Below are 18520 nucleotides of genomic sequence, written 5' to 3'. Positions count from 1 at the left end.
GCTGAGCGTTTCTTTCCTGGTCTGGTGGCCCTAGCGCGAGCAAAACACCCGATCCCATCCCGAACTCGGCCGTTAAGTGCCGCTGCGCCGATGGTACTGCGTCTCAAGACGTGGGAGAGTAGGTCACCGCCAGACCTGGTAAGAAACGCACATATCTCTCTGTAACGATGAAAAAAACCCGATCAGGACAATCTTGGCGCGGGGTAGAGCAGCCCGGTAGCTCGTCAGGCTCATAACCTGAAGGTCACAGGTTCAAATCCTGTCCCCGCAACCAAAATAGTACCTACTTACAATGCGTTCCAAGCCTCCCTCGCGGGAGGCCTTTTGCGTTCCGCAGCCGTGTCAGCATAGTGTCAGCAAAACAAGGGCGGCGGATGGCGGGTCATGGCTCGATGATGTCTGATCGTTCGATCTCAATATCAAGATGATGCTGGACGCCGCTCCGTGGTCGTAGCCGGTCACCTCCAGATATCCGACGCCGGTATGAGTGCCGGTCAGGGTTGCCGGTCCTTCCCAAGAGGGCACCGACGTGGTGGTTCAGGGCGGTCATCAGTATCAGTAAAGCGATGGCGGCAAATATCATCTCTTACCGGTCTACCATCTGGCCACGACCGGTCGCCGGTGGACATCCACGGCTGGACTTATGGTTGAAGCAATCGTCCAGCGACCGGAACTCTCATCGCTCGGCGGACATCGATACGGCGTGCTTAGGCTTCCATGTGTGAAAAGAGCATCGCTGACACCATGCTTCCGATACCTGGCGACTGCGGAAATCCGGTCACCGTATCCGTTTACTGTGCTCTGCAAGGCTGGCGGAGACATCTTCTTCGGTAACGCTGCTGCGCGCCATCTCCGGTCCCTTAAGGTGCGCCAAAGCCCATTTGAGATTGGATCAAACGAAAGGGGAAACGGTACGATCCAGCACCCACGCGCTCCAAGCCGAGATCCAGTTGTTCGTATCGCCATAGAGGATGACCGTGCTGTCCTCGTTCACGCCGGCCTCGCGCAGCAGGCCTTCCAGCTGCTCGCGGCTGGCGATGTCGCGCCAGACCGGGTCGACCAGATCAGTGTGCCACGCAGAGTTCGTCGCACCGGGGATGTGGCCGCGTTTGAAGACGCCGGGGTTCACGCGACCTCGATCAGGGCGATCGAAGGGTCGTCGAGGTTGGCCTCCAGCCATTCGGTGGTGACAAGCGGACCGTCGGCCGCCGATGCAGCACCGGCGATCACGGCGAGGGCGGAAGCGGAAAGAAGGCTTCTAGTCGTAGGGCGGTCCTTGCTGCTGTGGTGTTACGCGGATGCGTGTTGGCGGATCAGTTCGGTGGCCAGGGTCTGCGCCTGCTCTCGGATGTCGGGGATAGCGGTGATCTCCCAAAAGGCGGCGCGCGATGCCGGGCCGATGACGCGGATGCGGGGTTCGGGGCGCCCCTGGGCGTCGATCAGCGCGCAGTCTGGAGCGATGTCGAGGCCGATGCGCAAGGGGTCGATGCGGGCGCGGCCGGTGGCCAGCAGGTCGGCGACCAGTGGGGTGGCGTTGGCTTGGGGGTCGCGTCGGATGCCGCGGCAGTCGACGATGCGGGTCGCGTCCAGCGTCAGGATGCGATCGGCCCCGCGCGGGCGCAATGCGCGCGCAGGATCGCGCCGTCGCGGCTGGCACCGTCGAAGCTGCCGGCCAGCTGGCGCATCTGGCCGCTGTCCAGCGCGCGCTGAAGGGTGGCGGCGCTTTCCGGGGGCAGGCGGTGGCGGTGCACCTCCCACCAGGGGGCGGCGTGGCGCAGGAAGCGGGCGCGGTCGTCCACGGGCATCGCACGCCACAGGGCGGACAGATGCGGGCGGACGCCATCGACCGCGTCGCGCCAGGTGCCGCCCTGCGCCTCGGCGCGGGCGGCAAGATCGCGCAGCCAGGACAGGGCAAAGCTCATCGGCGCGCCAAGGGGCACCTCGGCGCGGCTGATCGGCAGGGGTGCGCCCGCGGCATGGACGCGCGGCAGCTGGGCCCGGCGCGACAGGGCCACGATTTCCCCGCGATGACCGTGTGACAGCAGGCTGATCGCCTGGTCGACCATCGACAGGCCCGACCCGATGATCACCACGCGCCCGCCCTGGGGCGGGGGGGCGGCCTCCTGCCAGGCGCCGTGGACCAGGCCTTCGGGGTCGGGTTCGGGCAGGACGTGGCCGGTGGCCAGCACCGCGCGGTCGGCGGGAATGACCTGGCCGTCGTCCAGATGCGCCGCGACCCCGACCCGCGTGGTGACCAGGCGTGTGCAGGTCGCGCGCAGACAGCGCAGCCGCCCGTCGGCCGACAGCGGCGCCAGCAGGTCGGTCATGTAGGCGCCATAGGTCGCGCGGCCCACGAAGCAGGCGCCCGTCGCGTCGTCGCCGCGCGCGCCCAGCCAGCGGCGGAAATGGTCGGGATCGTCGGGAAAGGCGCTCATGTTGGCGACGCGGGTGTTCAGCAGGTGGCCAGGATCGCTGGTGGAATAGGCCACGCCGCAGCCCAGCATGTGGCGCCCCTCGATCACGGTGACGCGCAGGGGCGTGGCCGGATCGCGCAGCAGGTGGGCGGCCAGCAGGACGCCGCTGGCGCCGCCGCCGATGATGACGACATGGGGCAGATGGGCCGCATGGGGCGCAGACGTGTCGGCCAGGGCGATGGTCTTCATGGCGGGCTCCTTTGCTTGGCTTGGCGGGCGGTGGGGGCCTAGAGGGCGGCGATCAGCAGTCCGGTCCACAGGGCCAGGCTGGCGCCGATCAGCGTGGGAACGATGCGGTCGGGGCGGTCGGTGTCGCGGGGATGCGTGCGGCGCAGATAGGCCTCGGTCTGGATGTCGAACATGGGAACCTCCGTTCTGAAGGGGGAAATCACGCCAGCCGTCGGGCGGGCAGGGCCAACGGTGCCGGGCGCGCGCCGAACAGGCGGCGCAGGACACCGGGGCGCGCGGTCTGCGCCACAAGGTCGTCGCGCAGCGCCTTGCCGGCGGGCCAGGGGCCAAAGCCCGATGCCGCGTTGACATGACCGGCGTGGCCGATGTCATGCAGCTTGGCGCCCCAGCTGTCGGCCAGCTGCCGGCTTTGGTCAAAGGCCATCCACGGGTCGTTGCGGCTGGCCACCAGGGTGGCAGGCACGTCGAAGCGTTCGCGCGGCAGGGCGCCGAAGCGGCGGGTGCGGTCCGACGTCGCCGGATCGGCGGGGGCGACCAGCAGGGCGGCGCGCACCCGCAGGCCCGGCCAGCGGGCCAGCAGATGCGCGATGGTCACCGCGCCAAGCGAATGGCCGACCAGGATGCTGTCGGGATGGGCCATGATGTGGACGGCCAGCGTGGCCTCCCAGACCTCGCGGACGGGACGGCTTGCGTCGCCCATGTCCAGCAGCATCGCGTTGGGGTCGGTGCGTGCCCACCAATCCTGCCAGTGCGGCGCAGGAGAGCCGTCGAGGCCGGGGACGATCAGGGTCTTGGTCATCGGATGTCTCCTTTATCTCGCATAACACTACAATGATGGTCGTGTATTGCGATTCCAAAGATCGCCCCCGAAAGGGAACGAGGTTCTATCGGTCGCGGGTGTTGACGGGATAGGCGGTGGTGTGGCGCAACCGTTCCATCGCGAATTGCGAGGTGACGTTCTTGATCGCGACCGCGTCGGTCAGCGCCTTGTAGAAGCGGTCATAGGCGGCCATGTCCGGCACCGCCACGCGCAGCAGATAGTCGATGTCGCCGGCCATGCGCCATGCCTCCATGACTTCGGGCAGCCCTTCGATGGCGCGGGCAAAGGCCGCGCGCCAGTCGGTGCCGTGGTCCGGCGCCTCGATCCCGACGAAGACGGTCAGGCCGAAGCCCAGCATCGCCGGATCGGCCAGCGCCACGCGTCCGGTCAGCACGCCGTTCGCCTCCAGCTTCTGGATGCGCTTCCAGCAGGGGGTCTGGGACAGGCCGACCTTGTCGGCGATCTGGGCGATGGGGGTGGTGGCGTCGGCCATCAGCGCCGCGACGATCTTGCGGTCGATCAGATCCAGGGGCGGGTTTTGGGTCATCAGGCGATTCCTTTCGCCGTCAGCATGCCTCAATAGAATATAAAGTCTAGCGCCTTTGTCGTTATTATTCGAAGGGCCCGCGACCGTGGCGCAACAAGCGCGGGTAAAAACCCCGTGGACTGGTCGTCTTTTCTTTTCCGCGGCGGCGATCCGCCTTATATCCGATGGACACCAACGCATTCCGGGGCCCGGCCATGATCACCCAAAAGATGAAGTACGCGCTGAAGGCCCTTCTGGTGCTGGGCGACGAGGCCCGCAACCCGCGTCCCGAAGCCTTGACGATCGAGGCCATCGCCAAGCGGTCGGGCACCCCCAAGCGGTTCCTGGAACAGATCCTGCTGGAGGTGCGCAATGCCGGTGTCGTCGCCTCGATCCGTGGACGGTCAGGGGGGTACATGCTGATCAAGCGCCCCGAGGATGTGTCGATTTCGGAACTGCTGCGCCTGATCGACGGGCCGATCGCGCCGCTGCCCTGCCTGTCGCGACGCGCCTATCAGCGCTGCGAGGACTGCACCGACGAGGCCGCATGCCGCCTGCGGCGCGTGTTCTCCGAGGTGTTCTGGTCCTATCTGATCCTGATCGAATCTCTCAGCCTGGCCGACATGCTGGGCACGCCCGATGTGGCGCAGGCCGTGCTGCAGGACGGCGCGACCGCCTGATTTCGCGACCTGCAGAAGATGCAGTAGAATAATCATCTCTTTTCACGACCGAATTAGGCGTGTTTCTTCTGTTGCTAAACACGAGTTTCCCTGTCGTTATTACGGTATCGAACCGCCGCATGCGGCCCCAACCGAAAGGGATGACCCGATGACCTCGACCCAACCCCTGACCCAAGGCCGCCCGGCGCTGTGCGCCGTGACGTTGATCGACCGCCGCACCGGCGCCCGCACCGCGTGAACGGCGCGGCGCTGGTCGCGCTGAGCCGCGATCCCCATGGCGCCGCCGCCGAGCTGCTGGCCGGGCGCGATGCCCGGCTGTGGGATGCCCGCATCCAGCCGCTGCCCGCCAGCGCGCGCTGATCCGGAAAGGACAGGCCATGACCACCGTCGCATCTGACACCCCGCCCAGGTCCCCGGACCGGACGCCGCCCCGGTCGGGCGCGGCACCCTTCAGACCCGGCGCGCCGCGCGACCTGGTGGCCCACCGGCCGCCTGACGCCCACCGGCATCTGACCTTTGCACATCACGAGGACCTTCATGTTTTTGCGCCCCGCCGTCCTGTCCCTGCTGCTGCTGGCCCCCGCGGCCCATGCCCAGGGCCTGCTGAATGTCAGCTATGATCCCACCCGCGAGCTGTACCGCGAGTTCAACGAGGCCTTCGCCGCCCATTGGGAGGCCCAAGGCAACGACGCCCCCCAGATCGAGACCAGCCATGGCGGGTCGGGCGCGCAGGCGCGATCCGTGATCGACGGGCTGTCGGCGCAGGTGGTGACGCTGGCGCTGGCCTCCGACATCGACCAGATCGCCGCCGCCGGAAAGCTGCCCGCGGACTGGCAGTCCAAGCTGCCGCACAATTCCAGCCCCTATACCTCGACCATCGTGTTCCTGGTCCGCGACGGCAACCCCAAGGGCATCCAGGACTGGGGCGACCTGACCGCCGAGGGGGTCGAGGTGATCACGCCGAACCCCAAGACATCGGGCGGGGCGCGCTGGAACTATCTGGCGGCCTGGGCTTGGGCCGAGAAGAACGGCCGCGATCCGGCCGAGTTCGTGGGCCAGCTGTTCGCCAACGTTCCGGTCCTGGACACGGGCGCGCGCGGGTCGACCACGACCTTTGCACAGCGCGGCATCGGCGACGTCCTGCTGGCTTGGGAGAACGAGGCCTATCTTGCGCTGGCCGAACTGGGCGAGGATCAGTTCGACATCGTCGTCCCCAGCCTGTCGATCCTGGCCGAGCCCCCCGTGGCGCTGGTCGAGGGCAACATCGCGGACGACGCGCAGCGCGAACTGGCCAGCGCCTATCTGGACTACCTCTATACCCCCGAAGGGCAGGCCCTGGCCTTCAAGCACTACTATCGCGCATGGGACGCCAGCGCCGCCGACCCCGAGGACGTGGCACGTTTCCCGGAGCTGGAGCTGGTGAGCATCGACGATCTGGGCGGTTGGGCCAAGCTGCAGCCGGAACATTTCGGGGACGGCGGCATCTTCGACCAGATCTATGTCGCGCCCTGACATGATGCGGACACCCCTGATCCAAAGGACGGCAATGCCCGGTCTCGGCCTCTCGGCCGGGATCACCTTCTTCATGCTGACGCTGGTGGTGTTCCTGCCCATCGGCGCGCTGCTGTGGCAGGGCGCGAACTTTGGCGCCGCCAACATCTGGGCCACGATCAACCGCGACCGGGTCTGGGCGGCCTTGTGGCTGTCCTTCCGGCTGTCGTTCCTGGCCGCCTGCTTCAACCTGGTGTTCGGGGTGATCCTGGCCTGGGTGCTGGTGCGTTACCGCTTTCCGGGCCGACGCATCATCGACGCCGCCGTCGATCTGCCCTTTGCCCTGCCCACCGCCGTGGCGGGCATCGCGCTGACCGCGCTTTATGCGCCGAACGGCGTGCTGGGCCAACTGACCAACCAGATCGGCTGGCAGGTCGCCTATACGCAATGGGGCATCTGGCTGGCGCTGGTCTTCGTGGGCCTGCCCTTCGTGACCCGCACCGTCCAGCCCGTGATCGAGGAGATCGAGACCGAGGTCGAGGAGGCGTCCGCCACCCTTGGCGCGTCGCGGTGGCACACCCTGCGCCATGTGATCGCGCCGATGCTGATGCCCGCCGCCCTGACCGGGTTCGCGCTGTCGCTGGCGCGTGCGGTCGGCGAATACGGTTCGGTGATCTTCATCGCCGGCAACATCCCGCTGCGCACGGAAATCGCCCCCCTGCTGATCGTGATCCAGCTGGAGGAATACAATTACGGCGCCGCAGGGGCCATTGGCCTGGCGATGCTGGCCATCAGCTTCACCATGCTGCTGCTGATCAATCTCATCCAGATCTGGTCACGCCGGAGGATCGGTCATGTCTGACGCCACCCTTCACAAACCGGCCACCCCCGCCCGCTTCCGCTCCGCGACCGAGGAATCGCCCGCCGCCCGGTGGGCGCTGATCGCGGTTGCGGTCGGCGGGCTGGCTCTGCTGGTCGGCGCGCCGCTGGTCATCGTCTTTGCCGAGGCGCTGGTCCGGGGATGGGGGGCCGCGGTCGCCAGCCTGTCCAGCCGGGATGCAGCTTCGGCCATCCGCCTGACCCTGTTGATCACCGCCATCGCGGTGCCGCTGAACGCGGTCTTCGGGATCGCGGCCGCGTGGTTCATCACCAAGTTCGACTTTCGCGGCAAGGCCTTCCTGATCACGCTGATCGACCTGCCGTTCAGCATCAGCCCGGTCGTGGCCGGCCTGTGCATCGTGCTGCTGTTCGGCGCCAATTCCGCGCTTGGCGGCTGGCTGGTGGCCAGCGGCTATCCGATCGTGTTCGCGGTGCCGGGCATCGTGCTGGCCACGGTCTTCGTGACATTCCCCTTCGTGCGCGCGAACTGATCCCCGTGATGATCGAGCAGGGCCGCGCCGAGGAGGAGGCCGCCCTGACCCTGGGCGCCACCGGCTGGCGGACCTTCCGCACCGTGACCCTGCCCAACATCCGGTGGGCGCTGCTTTACGGCACGCTGCTCTGCACCGCCCGCGCGATGGGCGAATTCGGCGCCGTGGCCGTCGTGTCCGGCAAGATCCGCGGCCAGACCGCGACCATGCCGATCACCATCGAGATGTTCTACAACGAATACCTGTCCATTGCGGCCTTTTCGATGGCCGCGCTGCTGACCGGGTTCGCGCTGCTGACGCTGCTGTTGAAGACCGCGCTGGAACTGCGCCATGCCGACGCACTGTCGGCCACCCGCCGCCATTGAGAGAAGGGGAACCCCATGCACATCCAGATCGATGAGATCGCCAAGGAATTCGGCACCACCACCGCGCTGCATCCGGTGTCGCTGTCCATCCCCTCGGGCGCGCTGGTGGCGCTTCTGGGGCCGTCGGGCTCGGGCAAGACCACGCTGCTGCGCATCCTGGGCGGGCTGGAATTCCCGACCTCGGGGCGGGTGCTGTTCAACAGCCAGGATGCCACCGGAATGTCGGTGCAGGAGCGTCGCGCGGGCTTCGTGTTCCAGTCCTATGCCCTGTTCCGCCACATGACGGTGTTCGAGAACATCGCCTATGGCCTGCGCGCCCGCCCACGCGCCACCCGTCCCAACAAGGCCGAGATCGATCGGCGGGTGCTGAAACTGCTGGACCTTATCCAGCTGCCCCAGATCGCCGATCGCTATCCGACCCAGCTGTCGGGTGGCCAGCGCCAGCGGGTCGCACTTGCCCGCGCGCTGGCGATCGAGCCGCGCATGCTGCTGCTGGACGAGCCTTTCGGCGCGCTGGACGCCAAGGTCCGCAAGGAATTGCGCCAGGGCCTGCGCGACATCCATGACGAGACCGGCCTGACCTCGGTCTTCGTCACTCACGACCAGGAGGAGGCGATGGAGCTGGCCGATCTGGTCGTCGTCATGTCCATGGGCCGCATCGAGCAGATCGGAAAACCCCAGGACATCCGCACCAGACCCGCGACCGAATTCGTGCGCGAATTCATCGGCGCATAGAACGTCGACCTGCCCCCGCGCTGAATTGGCGCCTGGGGCAGGCGGCGGGCGATCTGCTGTTCCGCCTGACGACATGGCCGATGCCGGATGCAGCCTTGGGCAATACCGGCCCATCTGACGCCCCTGCGCCGCGGTTCGACAGGGGCCGGGCGAAACGCGGCGCCGCTCTGGTATCTTGAATGATGGCGGCTTCTGCCAAAACCCTGGATCGGCCTGACCCATTCTGAAACAGGCCCGTTGGCCGACCATCCTTGTCAACTGACTCAGTCACTCCGGCCAACGCTTCCGAGGCTGCGCATCATCCGATCTGGACCACGCTGGCACGCACATCCCGCGACGGATCGCTGTTCCTGCCAAGAGGGGAAAACTCTCCAGATGGTTTGGACGGCACCAGGTTTCTTCCCCAAACGGCCATGTCTTTGGAATCGCTCGCGGGCCTTATTTCTCCTAAAAGACGACTGTGTAAGTCGTAATATAAGCAGCGCCTTTGCGCTGCGGACAGGAGACAGACCCATGACACGCAAGATCCGCCTTGGCGCCTTTCTTCCCGGTGGGGGACAGCATATCGCCAGTTGGCGCCATCCCGACCAGCCGGCCGACGGGGCCGTCAGCCTGCAATTCCATATCGATCTGGCAAGGCAGGCCGAACGCGGCCTGTTCGACGCCTATTTCCTGGCGGACGGGCTGGCCGTGACCACGACCGAAGGCGGGGCTGCCCGCGTCGCGGGGCTGGAGCCGCTGACGCTGTTCGCGGCGCTGTCCACGCAGACCACGCATCTGGGGTTCATCGCCACCGCGTCCACGACATATGAGGAGCCGTACAACACCGCGCGCAAGTTCGCGTCGCTGGACGTAATCTCGGGCGGGCGCGCGGGGTGGAACGTGGTGACGACGGCGACCGAAGCGTCGGCGCGGAACTTCAACCTGGACCGTCAGCATCCCCACGCCCACCGCTATCAGCGCGCGGCGGAACATGTCGCGGTGGTGCGCAAGCTGTGGGACAGTTTCGAGGATGACGCCTTCATCCGCGACAAGGACAGCGGCGCGTTCCTGGACCGCGCCAAGCTGCACCGGGCCGATCACAAGGGCACCCATTTCAAGGTCGAGGGGCCGCTGAACGTCGCCCGTTCCCCGCAGGGACACCCGGTCATCGTGCAGGCGGGCCAGTCCGAAGATGGCCGCGCCCTGGCCGCAGCCACCGCAGAGGTGATCTTTACCGCCCATTCGCGCATCGGTACCGCGCAGGAATTCTATGCCGACATCAAGGCCCGCGTGGCGGGGCAGGGGCGCGACCCCGACCATGTGCTGATCATGCCGGGCGTGTCGCCCTTTGTCGGTCGGACCGAGGACGAGGCGCGCGAGAAATACGACCGCCTGACCGCCCTGATCCTCCCTGAAGACGGCATCGCCCTGCTGAACGGGCTGACCGGCGGCACGCTGGACCTGACCGGGTACGACATCGACGGCCCCCTGCCGCCCGCGCCGCCCACCGAGGGGATGAAGTCGCGCCAGGCCCTGATCCGCCAGATCGCGGACGAGAACGACTATACCATCCGCCAGCTGTATCAGTGGATCGCCTCGGCCCGCGGCCACTACACCATCGTCGGAAGCGCCGTGCAGGTGGCCGACATGCTGGAGGAATGGTTCACCCAGGGTGCCGCCGACGGGTTCAACATCCTGCCGCCCTGGCTGCCCACCGGGCTGACCGATTTCGTCGATCTGGTGATCCCGGAACTGCAGCGGCGCGGGCTGTTCCGCACCGAATATGAGGGGCGCACCCTGCGTGCGAACCTGGGCCTGCCCTTCCCGGTGAACCGCCACGCCGCCGCCCGCGCGGCAGCCCAGGCCGCGGAGTGACGCCATGACCCTGCAAAGCCTCGACACCCCTGCGCGCAAGGGACGCGGCATTCCGGCCCCCCCGGTCCGGGCGTTCCTGTCCCGCTATGGCCTGGTCACCGCGTTCCTGGCGCTGTGGCAGGTGTCCAGCACCGTCGGCTGGGTCAGCCCGGCGGTGTTCCCGCCGCTGGACCGGATCGCGGCGGCCCTGTGGACCGGCATCGCCTCGGGCGCACTGGTCGATGACATCGCCATCAGCCTGCAGCGCGCGGGCCTGGCCTTCGGCGCCGCCGTCGGTCTGGGCATCCCCATGGGCCTGCTGATGGGACAATTGCGTCCGGTCGAACGCGCGCTGGACCCGATATTGCAGATCTTTCGCCAGACATCGGCGCTGGCGCTGTATCCGGTGTTCATCCTGCTGATGGGGCTGGGAGAGACGTCCAAGGTCTTTGTCATCTTCTGGGCAACGCTGTTCCCGATCCTGCTGGCGACCATCGGCGGCGTGAAGCAGGTCGACCGCAAGCTGGTCGAGATGGCCGAAAGCTATGGCGCGACGCGGGTGCAGGTGTTCCGCCGGGTGATCCTGCCCGCATCCGTGCCTGCCATCTTCGTGGGGCTGCGCCTGTCGGCCACGACCGCGCTGCTGCTGTTGATCGCGGCCGAGATGATCGGCGCGAACAAGGGCATCGGGTTTCAGGTCATGAATGCCCAGTACAACTTTCAGATCCCGCTGATGTTCGCGGCCATCTTCCTGATGGCAGGCCTGGGTCTGGCCGCCAACGGCATCCTTGTCCTGCTGCAGCGCCGCCTGTGCCGCTGGTCGCAGGACTGATCCCCCCATTCTCATCAAGGAAAAACCATGTTCATCCGCATCACCACCGTCGCACTCCTTCTGTCCACGGCCGCTCATGCCGAGGACGTCACCCTGCGCTATCTGGCCAGCCATGGAGGCCTGAACGCCCATGAACTGGCCGAAGAACTTGGCTATTTCGAGGGCACCGGCATCACGCTGGAAAACGTCGCTACGCCACGGGCGGGCCGGAATCGCTGATGGCACTGGCCGGAGGCTCGGTCGAGATCGGTTCGGCCGCGACTTCGGCGGTGCTGAATTCGATCATCGGCGGCAACGATTTCGTCGCGGCCTATCCGACCCAGGGCATCAACGATCAGGTCCAGTCGATCTTCTACGTGCTGGAGGACAGTCCCATCCAAGGCGTCGAGGATCTGCCGGGCAAGACCGTCGCCGTGAACACGCTTGGCGCACACCTGGATTATACCGTGCGCGAGGCGCTGCATCAGAAGGGTCTGGACCAGAACGCTGCCAATTTGATCACCGTGCCGGGGCCGCAGCTGGATCAGGTGCTGCGTTCGGGTCAGGTCGATGTCGCGGCCTTCGGTTACTGGCAGACCACGTTCGAAGGCGCGGCCCGCGAGGGCGGCGGCATCCGCGCGATCTTTGACGATACCGACGTGCTGGGAGAGATCGCCGGCGGCTTCACCGTGCTGCGCCGCGACTGGGTCGAGGCGCATCCGCAGGCCGCCCGCATCTGGGTCGAGCAATCCGCCCGCGCGCTGGATTACGCCCGCGAGAACCCCGACGAGACGCGCGCGGTCATGGCCCGTGCGCTGGAGGAGCGGGGAGAGAACCCCGAAGTCGCAGCCTTCTTCGCAGGCTATGGCGTGCGCGAGGGCGGCCGTGCGATTCCGCGCGACATCGACTTCTGGATCGAGGTGCTGGAACGCGAGGGCAAGCTGCAGCCGGGTCAGCTGACCTCAGCCGACGTGCTGTTGTCCGATGACACGGTGGCCGCGAAATGACGGTGGCGTTGGAAAGGGGAGGGGTTGCGGTCCGCAACCTCTCGAAATCCTACCCCCTGAACGGAGAGGTGCGCCCGGTCCTGCGCGGCATGGACCTGACCGTCCGGGGTGGAGAGGTGTTGGCCATCGTCGGCCCGTCGGGCTGCGGCAAGACCACGCTATTGCGTCTGCTGGCGGGGCTGGAGGCGCCCGACCGGGGCGAGGTTCTGATCGACGGACGTCCCGTCGAAGGGGTCGGCACCGAACGCGCGGTGATCTATCAGGAACCGCGCCTGCTGCCTTGGCTGACGGTGCTGGACAACGTGGCCTTTGGTCTGGACCTGCGCGGCGTGCCGGCGCCAAAGGCCCGCGACCGCGCGCGCCACTATATCCGCCTGGTCGGCCTGTCCGAGTTCGAGACCGCCTGGCCCCGCCAGCTGTCCGGCGGCATGGCGCAGCGCGTGGGCATCGCCCGCGCCCTGACCGTGCAGCCCGAGATCCTACTGCTGGACGAACCCCTTGGCGCGCTGGACGCGATGACCAAGCTGACCATGCAGGAGGAGCTGACCCGCATCTGGCGCGAGGAGAACGTGACCATGGTGCTGGTCACCCACGACCTGGAAGAGGCGATCTTTCTGGCCGACCGGGTGCTGGTGCTGTCGTCGGACGGCACGCCGCCTGCGGTCATCCCCGTCGATCTGCCCCGCCCGCGCGACCGCAATGCATCCGGTTTCGTGGACTTGCGCCGGACGCTGATGGCACGGTTCGGGCTGCACTAGCCTGTGCCGCCGCCCCGGACCCGGCTTGCGGGGCTTGGGGCGGCGGATTACCCGTCAGTCCCTGGTTCCGGCGCGACTGTCAGGCGGTTCTGGTGTGGGGGCGATCCTTGGCGATGGCGTCGGCCACCCGCGATGCGACCAGTTCGGCATGGGCGGTGACCTCGGGGATGCCCATCAGCTCTCCGACATGGCCGCGCGCCAGCGGGCCTGCGATCCACAGGTCGGGCACGGGCGCGCCCGTGGCACCCACCGCGCGGCAGCCATCGGTGACGTCCAGCCCCAGCCCAAGGGCGTCGGCGCGCAGCAAGCCATCGATCGCAGCCGAGGCCAGGACCGGGGACCCGGCGATGATGCGGTCATGCGCGGGGCCGGTGGTCAGGATCACGCGGTCGAACACCTCGCGCCGGGCGGTCCGGCCCTTTGGGGTCCAGGTGACGATCAGGCCGGCCTTGTCCCGCTCGATGCCGATCAGGTGCCCGGCACGAATGCGCAAGCGATCCTGGGCGATCAGGTGGTCCAGAACGGCCTCGACCTGCGGGGCGATGCGAAAGCGGTGGACATCCCACCAGACCCGCAGCCGATGGACAAGGCGCGCGCGTTCGGCCTGCGGCAGGGCGGCCCAGATCGCCGGGCCATCGCGGCGCACATTGTCCAGCGCAGCCTGCCACGGCAGACCGTGCGCCGCATCGCGCGCCACTTCCGCGCGCACCCGGCGCAGCAGCCAAAGTGCCGTACGGGCAGGCGTCACTGCAAAATCGGCGTCGCTTTCCGGATGGCCGACGGCATGCCCGCGCGACCGCTGCCCGCGCCGCGACAGGGCCAGGATCGCGCCCCGAAAGCCTTGGCGGTCAAGGCTGGCGACGACATCGGCCGAGGTCAGCCCGGTGCCCAGCACCATCACCCGCCGCGTCAGCGCCGCAGCGGTGATCGCCGCAGCATCCGACGGATCGGCGATCAGGCGCGGATCGTCCCGCAGGGCGGCAAGGCTGGCGGGCAGGGCCGGGGGCGGGTGGCTGGTGGCGATGACGACGTGATCGGCCTCCAGCGCCGTGCCATTCTCCAGCGTCAGGCGAAAGCGGTCGGTGCGGGTCAGCCCGGTGGCACGGGTCCGCAGATGCCGGATGCGGCCCTGCGCCAGATCCGGGGCCAGCGCCTGCGCGACATAGTCCGCGACGACGCCACGCTGCGGAAACAGCGCGCCTTCGGCGGTGACGCTGTTTGGCGACAGGGCGATGCCCTGCGCCTCGATCCAGCGGTGCAGGCCGTCGGCGATGTCGGTGCGCATGGTCATGCGGCTGGCCGGGACGTTGATGCGGTGGGCCGGATCGGCGGTGGAATAGGCCAGCCCGGCGCCCAGCCTGTCCCGCGGCTCGATGACGATGATCTGCACGTCCAGCGTCTGCCACGCCAGATGCCAGGCCGTCAGGGCGCCGGTGAAGCCGCCGCCGATGATGGCCACCACGGTCATGACGCCGCTGCATCCAGCCCCAGAAGGCGGGCGGCGTTGTCGTGGAAGAACCGGTCCAGCACGGCGTTCTTCAACCCAAGGGCCAGCGCGTCGTCGATGGATTGCCCGATGGGTCGGAACGGATAGCTGGAGCCGAACAGCAACTGGTCACCCAGCCAGCCATTGGCGGCGTTCACATAGGCGTCGGATCCGGACTGGAACAGGTACATGTCGGGGATCAGATGAACATTTTCCCACCGGAAGGCCAAGCCCAGAATGGCCTGCACATGCGGCCAATAGCCGTGGAAGACGCCGATCTTCAGCCGCGGAAACGCCTGCGCGATGGCCGCGATGCCCGACGGATCGTTATAGCGCGGATCGGGCGTGGTCGGGCCGCTCATCAGAAAGATCGGCACGTCCAGCGACTGCGCCAGCTCATAGACCGGGAAATAGGCGCGGTCGTCGGGATGGCGGGGCGGGCTGCCAAAGCCCGGTTCCACGTCGATGCCACGCAGGCCAAGCGTGCGGATGGCACGCTCGGCCTCGGCCAGGGCATGCGCCTCGCCCTGCACGATCGGATCGACGGCGCCGATGCCGGTCAGGCGGGTGGGGTCCACCGCCACGATGACCGCGATGTCGTCATTGGGCAGGTGCTGGTTCGGCGTGTGCCGGCCCACGACCACGGCACGGGTCAGGCCGGCATCCGTGATCTCGGCCAGGAACCCCTCGGGCGTGGCGGATCGGGTGAAATGCTGGTCGTCGCCGCGCGTGCCCACGCGGCGGTTCAGCCAGCGCACCACGTCGTAATCCGGCGTGCCGGGGGTCTTGCCGAAGAAGTCGTGCAGGTAGGCCGGGCGACAGCGCATGTCGATGATGGGTCGGGTCATGGTCTTATCCGACAGCGCGGGCGCGCACGTCAAAGGCACCACCGGTCTGAGAGACGCCGCGCAGGGTCACGGCCTCTTTGCCGATCAGCGGAAAGACCAGTTCGGCAAAGCGGATCGCCTCCTCCAGATGGGGATAGCCGGACATCACGAAGGTATCGATGCCCAGGTCCTGATACTCGCGCATCCGGGCCACGACGGTGTCGGGATCGCCGACCAGCGCGGTGCCCGCGCCGCCGCGGACCAGGCCGACCCCGGCCCACAGGTTCGGCGCGACCTCCAGCCGGTCGCGCCTGCCGCCATGCAGGGCGGCCATGCGGCCCTGGCCGACGGAATCCATCCTGGCGTAATTCGCCTGCGCGCGGGCGATGTCGTCATCGGTCAGGCGGCTGATCAGGCGGTCGGCTTCGGCCCAGGCCTCGGCCTCGGTCTCGCGGACGATGGCGTGCAGGCGGATGCCGAACCGCACCGTCCGGCCATGGGCCGCGGCCCGCGCGCGGACATCGGCGATCTTTTCCGCGACCGCGGCGGGGGGTTCGCCCCAGGTCAGGTAGACGTCGACATGTTCCGCGGCCAGCGCATGGGCGGCAGGCGACGAGCCTCCGAAATAGAGCGGCGGATGGGGTTGCTGCGGGCCGGGGTGGAAATTCTGCGCACCCTCGACCCGGATGTGCTTGCCGTGGAAATCGACCACCTCGCCGGTCATCAGGCGTTTCCAGACGGTCAGCACCTCGTTGGCATTCTCGTACCGGCCGTCATGGTCGAAGAAGACGCCATCGGCGGCCAGTTCGCGCGGATCGCCGCCCGGCACCACGTTCAGCAGCAGGCGACCGCCCAAAGCCTCGTCCAGCGCGGCGGCCTGACGGGCCGAGACGGTCGGCCCCTGGATCGACGTGCGCAGCGCGACCAGCAGCTTCAACCGATGCGTGACGGGCGCCAGCGCCGCCGCCGCGACCCACGGGTCCAGACAGCTGGCACCGGTCGGGATCAGCATCCCGTCATAGCCAAGGCGGTCGGCGTTCATGCCGATCTCTCGCAGATAGGCGGTGGTGGGCGCGCGGCCGAAATCGGACGTGCCCAGATAGCGGGTATCCCCCGAGGTCGGCAGGAACCAGAAGATGTCGGGCGTGGTCGTGAACGCGATCCTTTACGCAACGGCGCGCGCCTGGCGAATGCCGGCCGCTGGCAGGTGATCGGCGAATTGCGCCACGGCACGATCCAGGCGCGCGCCGGTCTGGTCGTCCGCCAGTCGCCCATCGGCAAAATCGGCCGAGGCCGCATAGACGCCCGTGGCCAGCACCCGCGCCTCGAAGAAGGCAAACAGGGGGCGCAGCTGGTGTTCGATGACCAGCGCGTGACGATGCCCGCCCCCGGTCGCGGCCAGCAGGATGGGTTTGTCCAACAGCGCCGCCGGGTCGATCAGGTCGATGAAATGCTTGAACAGGCCGGTATAGCTGCCCTTGTAGACCGGACTTGCCACCACGATCGCATCGGCAGCGAGGAACGCGTCCAGATGCCGGTCAAGGTCCGGCGAGCGGCCGGGAACCGAGGCCGCGCCGAATCCCGCGCCCAGGTTCGCTATGTCGAACACATGCGACGTCCCCCCGAACCGTGCGACGGCCCGATCGGTCGCCTCGGCCACCAGCAGGCGGGTCTTGGACGGGTTGCTGAACGATCCCGCAAAGCCCACGAATTTCAAACCGGACATGCTATGCCTCTTAATGACGACTTGATTTGTAGTGAATACTAGGGGTCGTGCCGGGCGATGCCCATTCCAAACCAAGGCGCAAACCAGTGGCAATCTTCCACAGGGCGGACCGATGGGAGATGGCCGTTCTCTGGCATCTGGGCGGAGGGGGCAGGCGCGCTTTTCGGCCTCCGGGCTGGAAACCAGCCGTCAGTGTGCGGCCGCAGACGAAGATTCGCGGCACCGGTTTCGACGCCCGGAGAATATTCCGGTGGTGGCAAGGCGGGCAGACAGCAGGGGCCATCTCTGCCGCGGCGAAAGATCGACCGATCCATTTCGTTGAACCCGGGTGGGATTACTCGATAATGCCACTAGAGAATTAATGCGGCGCCGTCGGGTGTCGCCTACAAGGGAATTCACTGTGATGTCACATGTGTTACGGCGCAAACTGCTGATGTCGGGGGCCGCGGCCACCCTGCTGGCCACGCTGGCTGCCCCGACTGAAAAATCTCGACGAACTGCTCCGGGTTGTCGGCACGGTCGGCACGGGTGACGAAGCCCACGTTGAACTGCAGATCCTCGATGCCGGAATAGATCAGACCGCTGGTCGGATCAAACGTCCCCGCCGCCACGATGAAATGCGGATAGCCCTGCGCCAGATCGACATCGCCGGTGATGCGGACCCGCTGCGGCCCCTCGACCTTGGGAAACTGCACGTCCTTGGGGTTCGCGATGATGTCGTCCAGCGTGCCCAGGTACCCCACGCCCTCCCGCTGCGTGATCAGGCCCGCGCGTTCCAGCAGCAGGCCGCGCCCGTGGTTGACCGGATCGTTGGCGATGGCCACCGTGCCGCATTCGGTTCCGGGCGGACGATGTGCGCCTCTTCAGATCCGATGCGAAGGTGGGCCGCGACGTGTCAGGTGATGAAAGGCGCGATGGCTATCCCGGCTGAACCAGCGGACAGGAATCGTCGGCGGCCCAGTCCCCGAAGCTGAGGTAGTAGACCCTGACATCTTCCTGCCCCGCCGCGACTGCGGCCAGTGCGGCCAAAGCCGCACGCCCACCGCCTTGGCAGTGGGTGACGACCGGAGCGCCGCCGCGAATGCCTGCATCAGCCATCATCCGCGCCAGATCGGATGCCGGGCGCAGATGCCGCCCGTCAAGCAGGTCCCGATGATCAAGGTGCGCCGCGCCGGGCAGATGCCCCCCGCGCCTGTTTGCCTTGAGGTCAGCGCCGCTGAACTCCGCAGCTGTCCGGGCGTCGAAAATCTGGACGGATGGCAGGACCGACGTCAACTCCTGTCGTCCGATGAGACCGACTGCACCCGCGCCGGGGTGCAGATCGGGCGTGGTGCCCGGCGTCGCCTGTGCAGGAAGCGTCTGCAGGTCCGCCACGCCACCGTTCAGCACCGCTGCCGGAAGCCCGAAATACTGCAGAAT

The 18520-nt window shown here is 67.5% G+C and carries 22 protein-coding genes, 1 tRNA gene, 1 rRNA gene and 1 pseudogene; 13 read left to right on the top strand and 12 right to left on the bottom strand.

The annotated features are described in order from the left end of the window. The first annotated feature begins 20 nt into the window (after positions 1–20). A 5S ribosomal RNA gene (gene rrf / locus TY51_RS13245) occupies positions 21–135 on the top strand. Positions 136–197: 62 nt separating this feature from the next. Then, a tRNA-Met gene (locus TY51_RS13240) sits at positions 198–274 on the top strand. A gap of 618 nt (positions 275–892) precedes the next feature. Here the strand turns inward: TY51_RS13240 and TY51_RS13235 are convergent. The 6 genes from TY51_RS13235 to TY51_RS13220 form a co-directional block, all read right to left on the bottom strand. Then, a complete protein-coding gene (locus TY51_RS13235) occupies positions 893–1129 on the bottom strand; it encodes a rhodanese-like domain-containing protein (protein ID WP_052650177.1) in 237 nt (78 codons plus the stop codon). 161 nt (positions 1130–1290) lie between these two features. Next, positions 1291–1623, bottom strand: a complete 333-nt coding sequence (locus tag TY51_RS23525; RefSeq protein WP_231559054.1) for a hypothetical protein — start codon at positions 1621–1623, stop codon at positions 1291–1293. Beyond that, positions 1593–2663 (bottom strand): FAD/NAD(P)-binding protein, encoded by a 1071-nt coding sequence (locus TY51_RS13230; protein WP_231559053.1) that lies wholly within the window; start codon positions 2661–2663, stop codon positions 1593–1595. Before TY51_RS13230 ends, TY51_RS23525 begins: the two co-directional genes overlap by 31 nt. A gap of 38 nt (positions 2664–2701) precedes the next feature. After that, complete coding sequence (locus tag TY51_RS24065; protein WP_255351417.1) at positions 2702–2836, bottom strand: hypothetical protein; 135 nt, start codon at positions 2834–2836, stop codon at positions 2702–2704. Positions 2837–2862: 26 nt separating this feature from the next. Beyond that, positions 2863–3462 carry an alpha/beta hydrolase gene (locus TY51_RS13225; RefSeq protein ID WP_042250176.1) on the bottom strand — a complete coding sequence of 200 codons (600 nt, stop codon included), beginning with the start codon at positions 3460–3462 and terminating at the stop codon, positions 2863–2865. An 85-nt stretch (positions 3463–3547) separates the two neighbouring features. After that, positions 3548–4030, bottom strand: coding sequence for an Lrp/AsnC family transcriptional regulator (locus tag TY51_RS13220; protein ID WP_042250174.1), 483 nt, complete (start codon positions 4028–4030; stop codon positions 3548–3550). Between the two features lie 194 nt (positions 4031–4224). Between TY51_RS13220 and TY51_RS13215 the strand changes: the two genes are divergently transcribed. The 11 genes and pseudogenes from TY51_RS13215 to TY51_RS13175 all read left to right on the top strand — a co-directional run bounded on the left by TY51_RS13215 (position 4225) and on the right by TY51_RS13175 (position 13062). Next, positions 4225–4689: an Rrf2 family transcriptional regulator gene (locus TY51_RS13215; RefSeq protein WP_042250185.1), complete on the top strand. Its 465-nt coding sequence runs from the start codon at positions 4225–4227 to the stop codon at positions 4687–4689. A 234-nt stretch (positions 4690–4923) separates the two neighbouring features. Then, complete coding sequence (locus tag TY51_RS24060; RefSeq protein ID WP_255351416.1) at positions 4924–5049, top strand: hypothetical protein; 126 nt, start codon at positions 4924–4926, stop codon at positions 5047–5049. 177 nt (positions 5050–5226) lie between these two features. Next, positions 5227–6201 carry a sulfate ABC transporter substrate-binding protein gene (locus tag TY51_RS13210; RefSeq protein ID WP_081995012.1) on the top strand — a complete coding sequence of 325 codons (975 nt, stop codon included), beginning with the start codon at positions 5227–5229 and terminating at the stop codon, positions 6199–6201. Positions 6202–6235: 34 nt separating this feature from the next. Then, positions 6236–7042, top strand: a complete 807-nt coding sequence (gene cysT, locus TY51_RS13205) for a sulfate ABC transporter permease subunit CysT (RefSeq protein ID WP_373960713.1) — start codon at positions 6236–6238, stop codon at positions 7040–7042. Beyond that, a pseudogene (gene cysW, locus TY51_RS13200) lies at positions 7035–7915 on the top strand (sulfate ABC transporter permease subunit CysW). Before cysT ends, cysW begins: the two are co-directional and overlap by 8 nt. A gap of 15 nt (positions 7916–7930) precedes the next feature. Further along, entirely contained in the window at positions 7931–8650 is a 720-nt protein-coding gene (locus TY51_RS13195) for a sulfate/molybdate ABC transporter ATP-binding protein (protein ID WP_052650174.1), read from the top strand. A 513-nt stretch (positions 8651–9163) separates the two neighbouring features. Beyond that, on the top strand, positions 9164–10507 hold the full coding sequence (locus tag TY51_RS13190) for an LLM class flavin-dependent oxidoreductase (protein WP_042250173.1): 1344 nt from the start codon (positions 9164–9166) through the stop codon (positions 10505–10507). A 4-nt stretch (positions 10508–10511) separates the two neighbouring features. Next, complete coding sequence (locus tag TY51_RS13185; protein ID WP_042250172.1) at positions 10512–11318, top strand: ABC transporter permease; 807 nt, start codon at positions 10512–10514, stop codon at positions 11316–11318. 27 nt (positions 11319–11345) lie between these two features. Beyond that, on the top strand, positions 11346–11537 hold the full coding sequence (locus tag TY51_RS23520; protein WP_231559052.1) for a hypothetical protein: 192 nt from the start codon (positions 11346–11348) through the stop codon (positions 11535–11537). Beyond that, positions 11537–12304, top strand: coding sequence for an ABC transporter substrate-binding protein (locus tag TY51_RS13180; protein WP_231559051.1), 768 nt, complete (start codon positions 11537–11539; stop codon positions 12302–12304). Before TY51_RS23520 ends, TY51_RS13180 begins: the two co-directional genes overlap by 1 nt. A gap of 2 nt (positions 12305–12306) precedes the next feature. Continuing rightward, complete coding sequence (locus TY51_RS13175) at positions 12307–13062, top strand: ABC transporter ATP-binding protein (RefSeq protein ID WP_307536804.1); 756 nt, start codon at positions 12307–12309, stop codon at positions 13060–13062. A 79-nt stretch (positions 13063–13141) separates the two neighbouring features. Here the strand turns inward: TY51_RS13175 and TY51_RS13170 are convergent, their stop codons facing one another. The 6 genes from TY51_RS13170 to TY51_RS13145 form a co-directional block, all read right to left on the bottom strand. Further along, positions 13142–14530 (bottom strand): FAD/NAD(P)-binding protein, encoded by a 1389-nt coding sequence (locus TY51_RS13170; protein WP_042250169.1) that lies wholly within the window; start codon positions 14528–14530, stop codon positions 13142–13144. Next, on the bottom strand, positions 14527–15396 hold the full coding sequence (locus tag TY51_RS13165; protein WP_042250179.1) for an amidohydrolase family protein: 870 nt from the start codon (positions 15394–15396) through the stop codon (positions 14527–14529). The genes TY51_RS13170 and TY51_RS13165 overlap by 4 nt, the downstream gene beginning before the upstream one ends. A gap of 4 nt (positions 15397–15400) precedes the next feature. Next, positions 15401–16537, bottom strand: a complete 1137-nt coding sequence (gene ssuD / locus TY51_RS13160) for an FMNH2-dependent alkanesulfonate monooxygenase (protein ID WP_042250168.1) — start codon at positions 16535–16537, stop codon at positions 15401–15403. 3 nt (positions 16538–16540) lie between these two features. Beyond that, positions 16541–17101: an NAD(P)H-dependent oxidoreductase gene (locus tag TY51_RS13155; RefSeq protein ID WP_042250166.1), complete on the bottom strand. Its 561-nt coding sequence runs from the start codon at positions 17099–17101 to the stop codon at positions 16541–16543. Positions 17102–17496: 395 nt separating this feature from the next. Next, positions 17497–17925 (bottom strand): MetQ/NlpA family ABC transporter substrate-binding protein, encoded by a 429-nt coding sequence (locus TY51_RS13150; RefSeq protein WP_052650171.1) that lies wholly within the window; start codon positions 17923–17925, stop codon positions 17497–17499. A gap of 94 nt (positions 17926–18019) precedes the next feature. Beyond that, on the bottom strand, positions 18020–18520 hold a 501-nt coding region (locus tag TY51_RS13145; RefSeq protein WP_042250163.1), incomplete at its 5' end, for a sulfurtransferase.

Source organism: Paracoccus sp. PAMC 22219 (assembly GCF_000787695.1).
GTDB lineage: Bacteria > Pseudomonadota > Alphaproteobacteria > Rhodobacterales > Rhodobacteraceae > Paracoccus.
The sequence above is the reverse complement of the archived record's forward strand: the minus strand, read 5'-3'. Positions and strand labels throughout refer to the sequence as shown.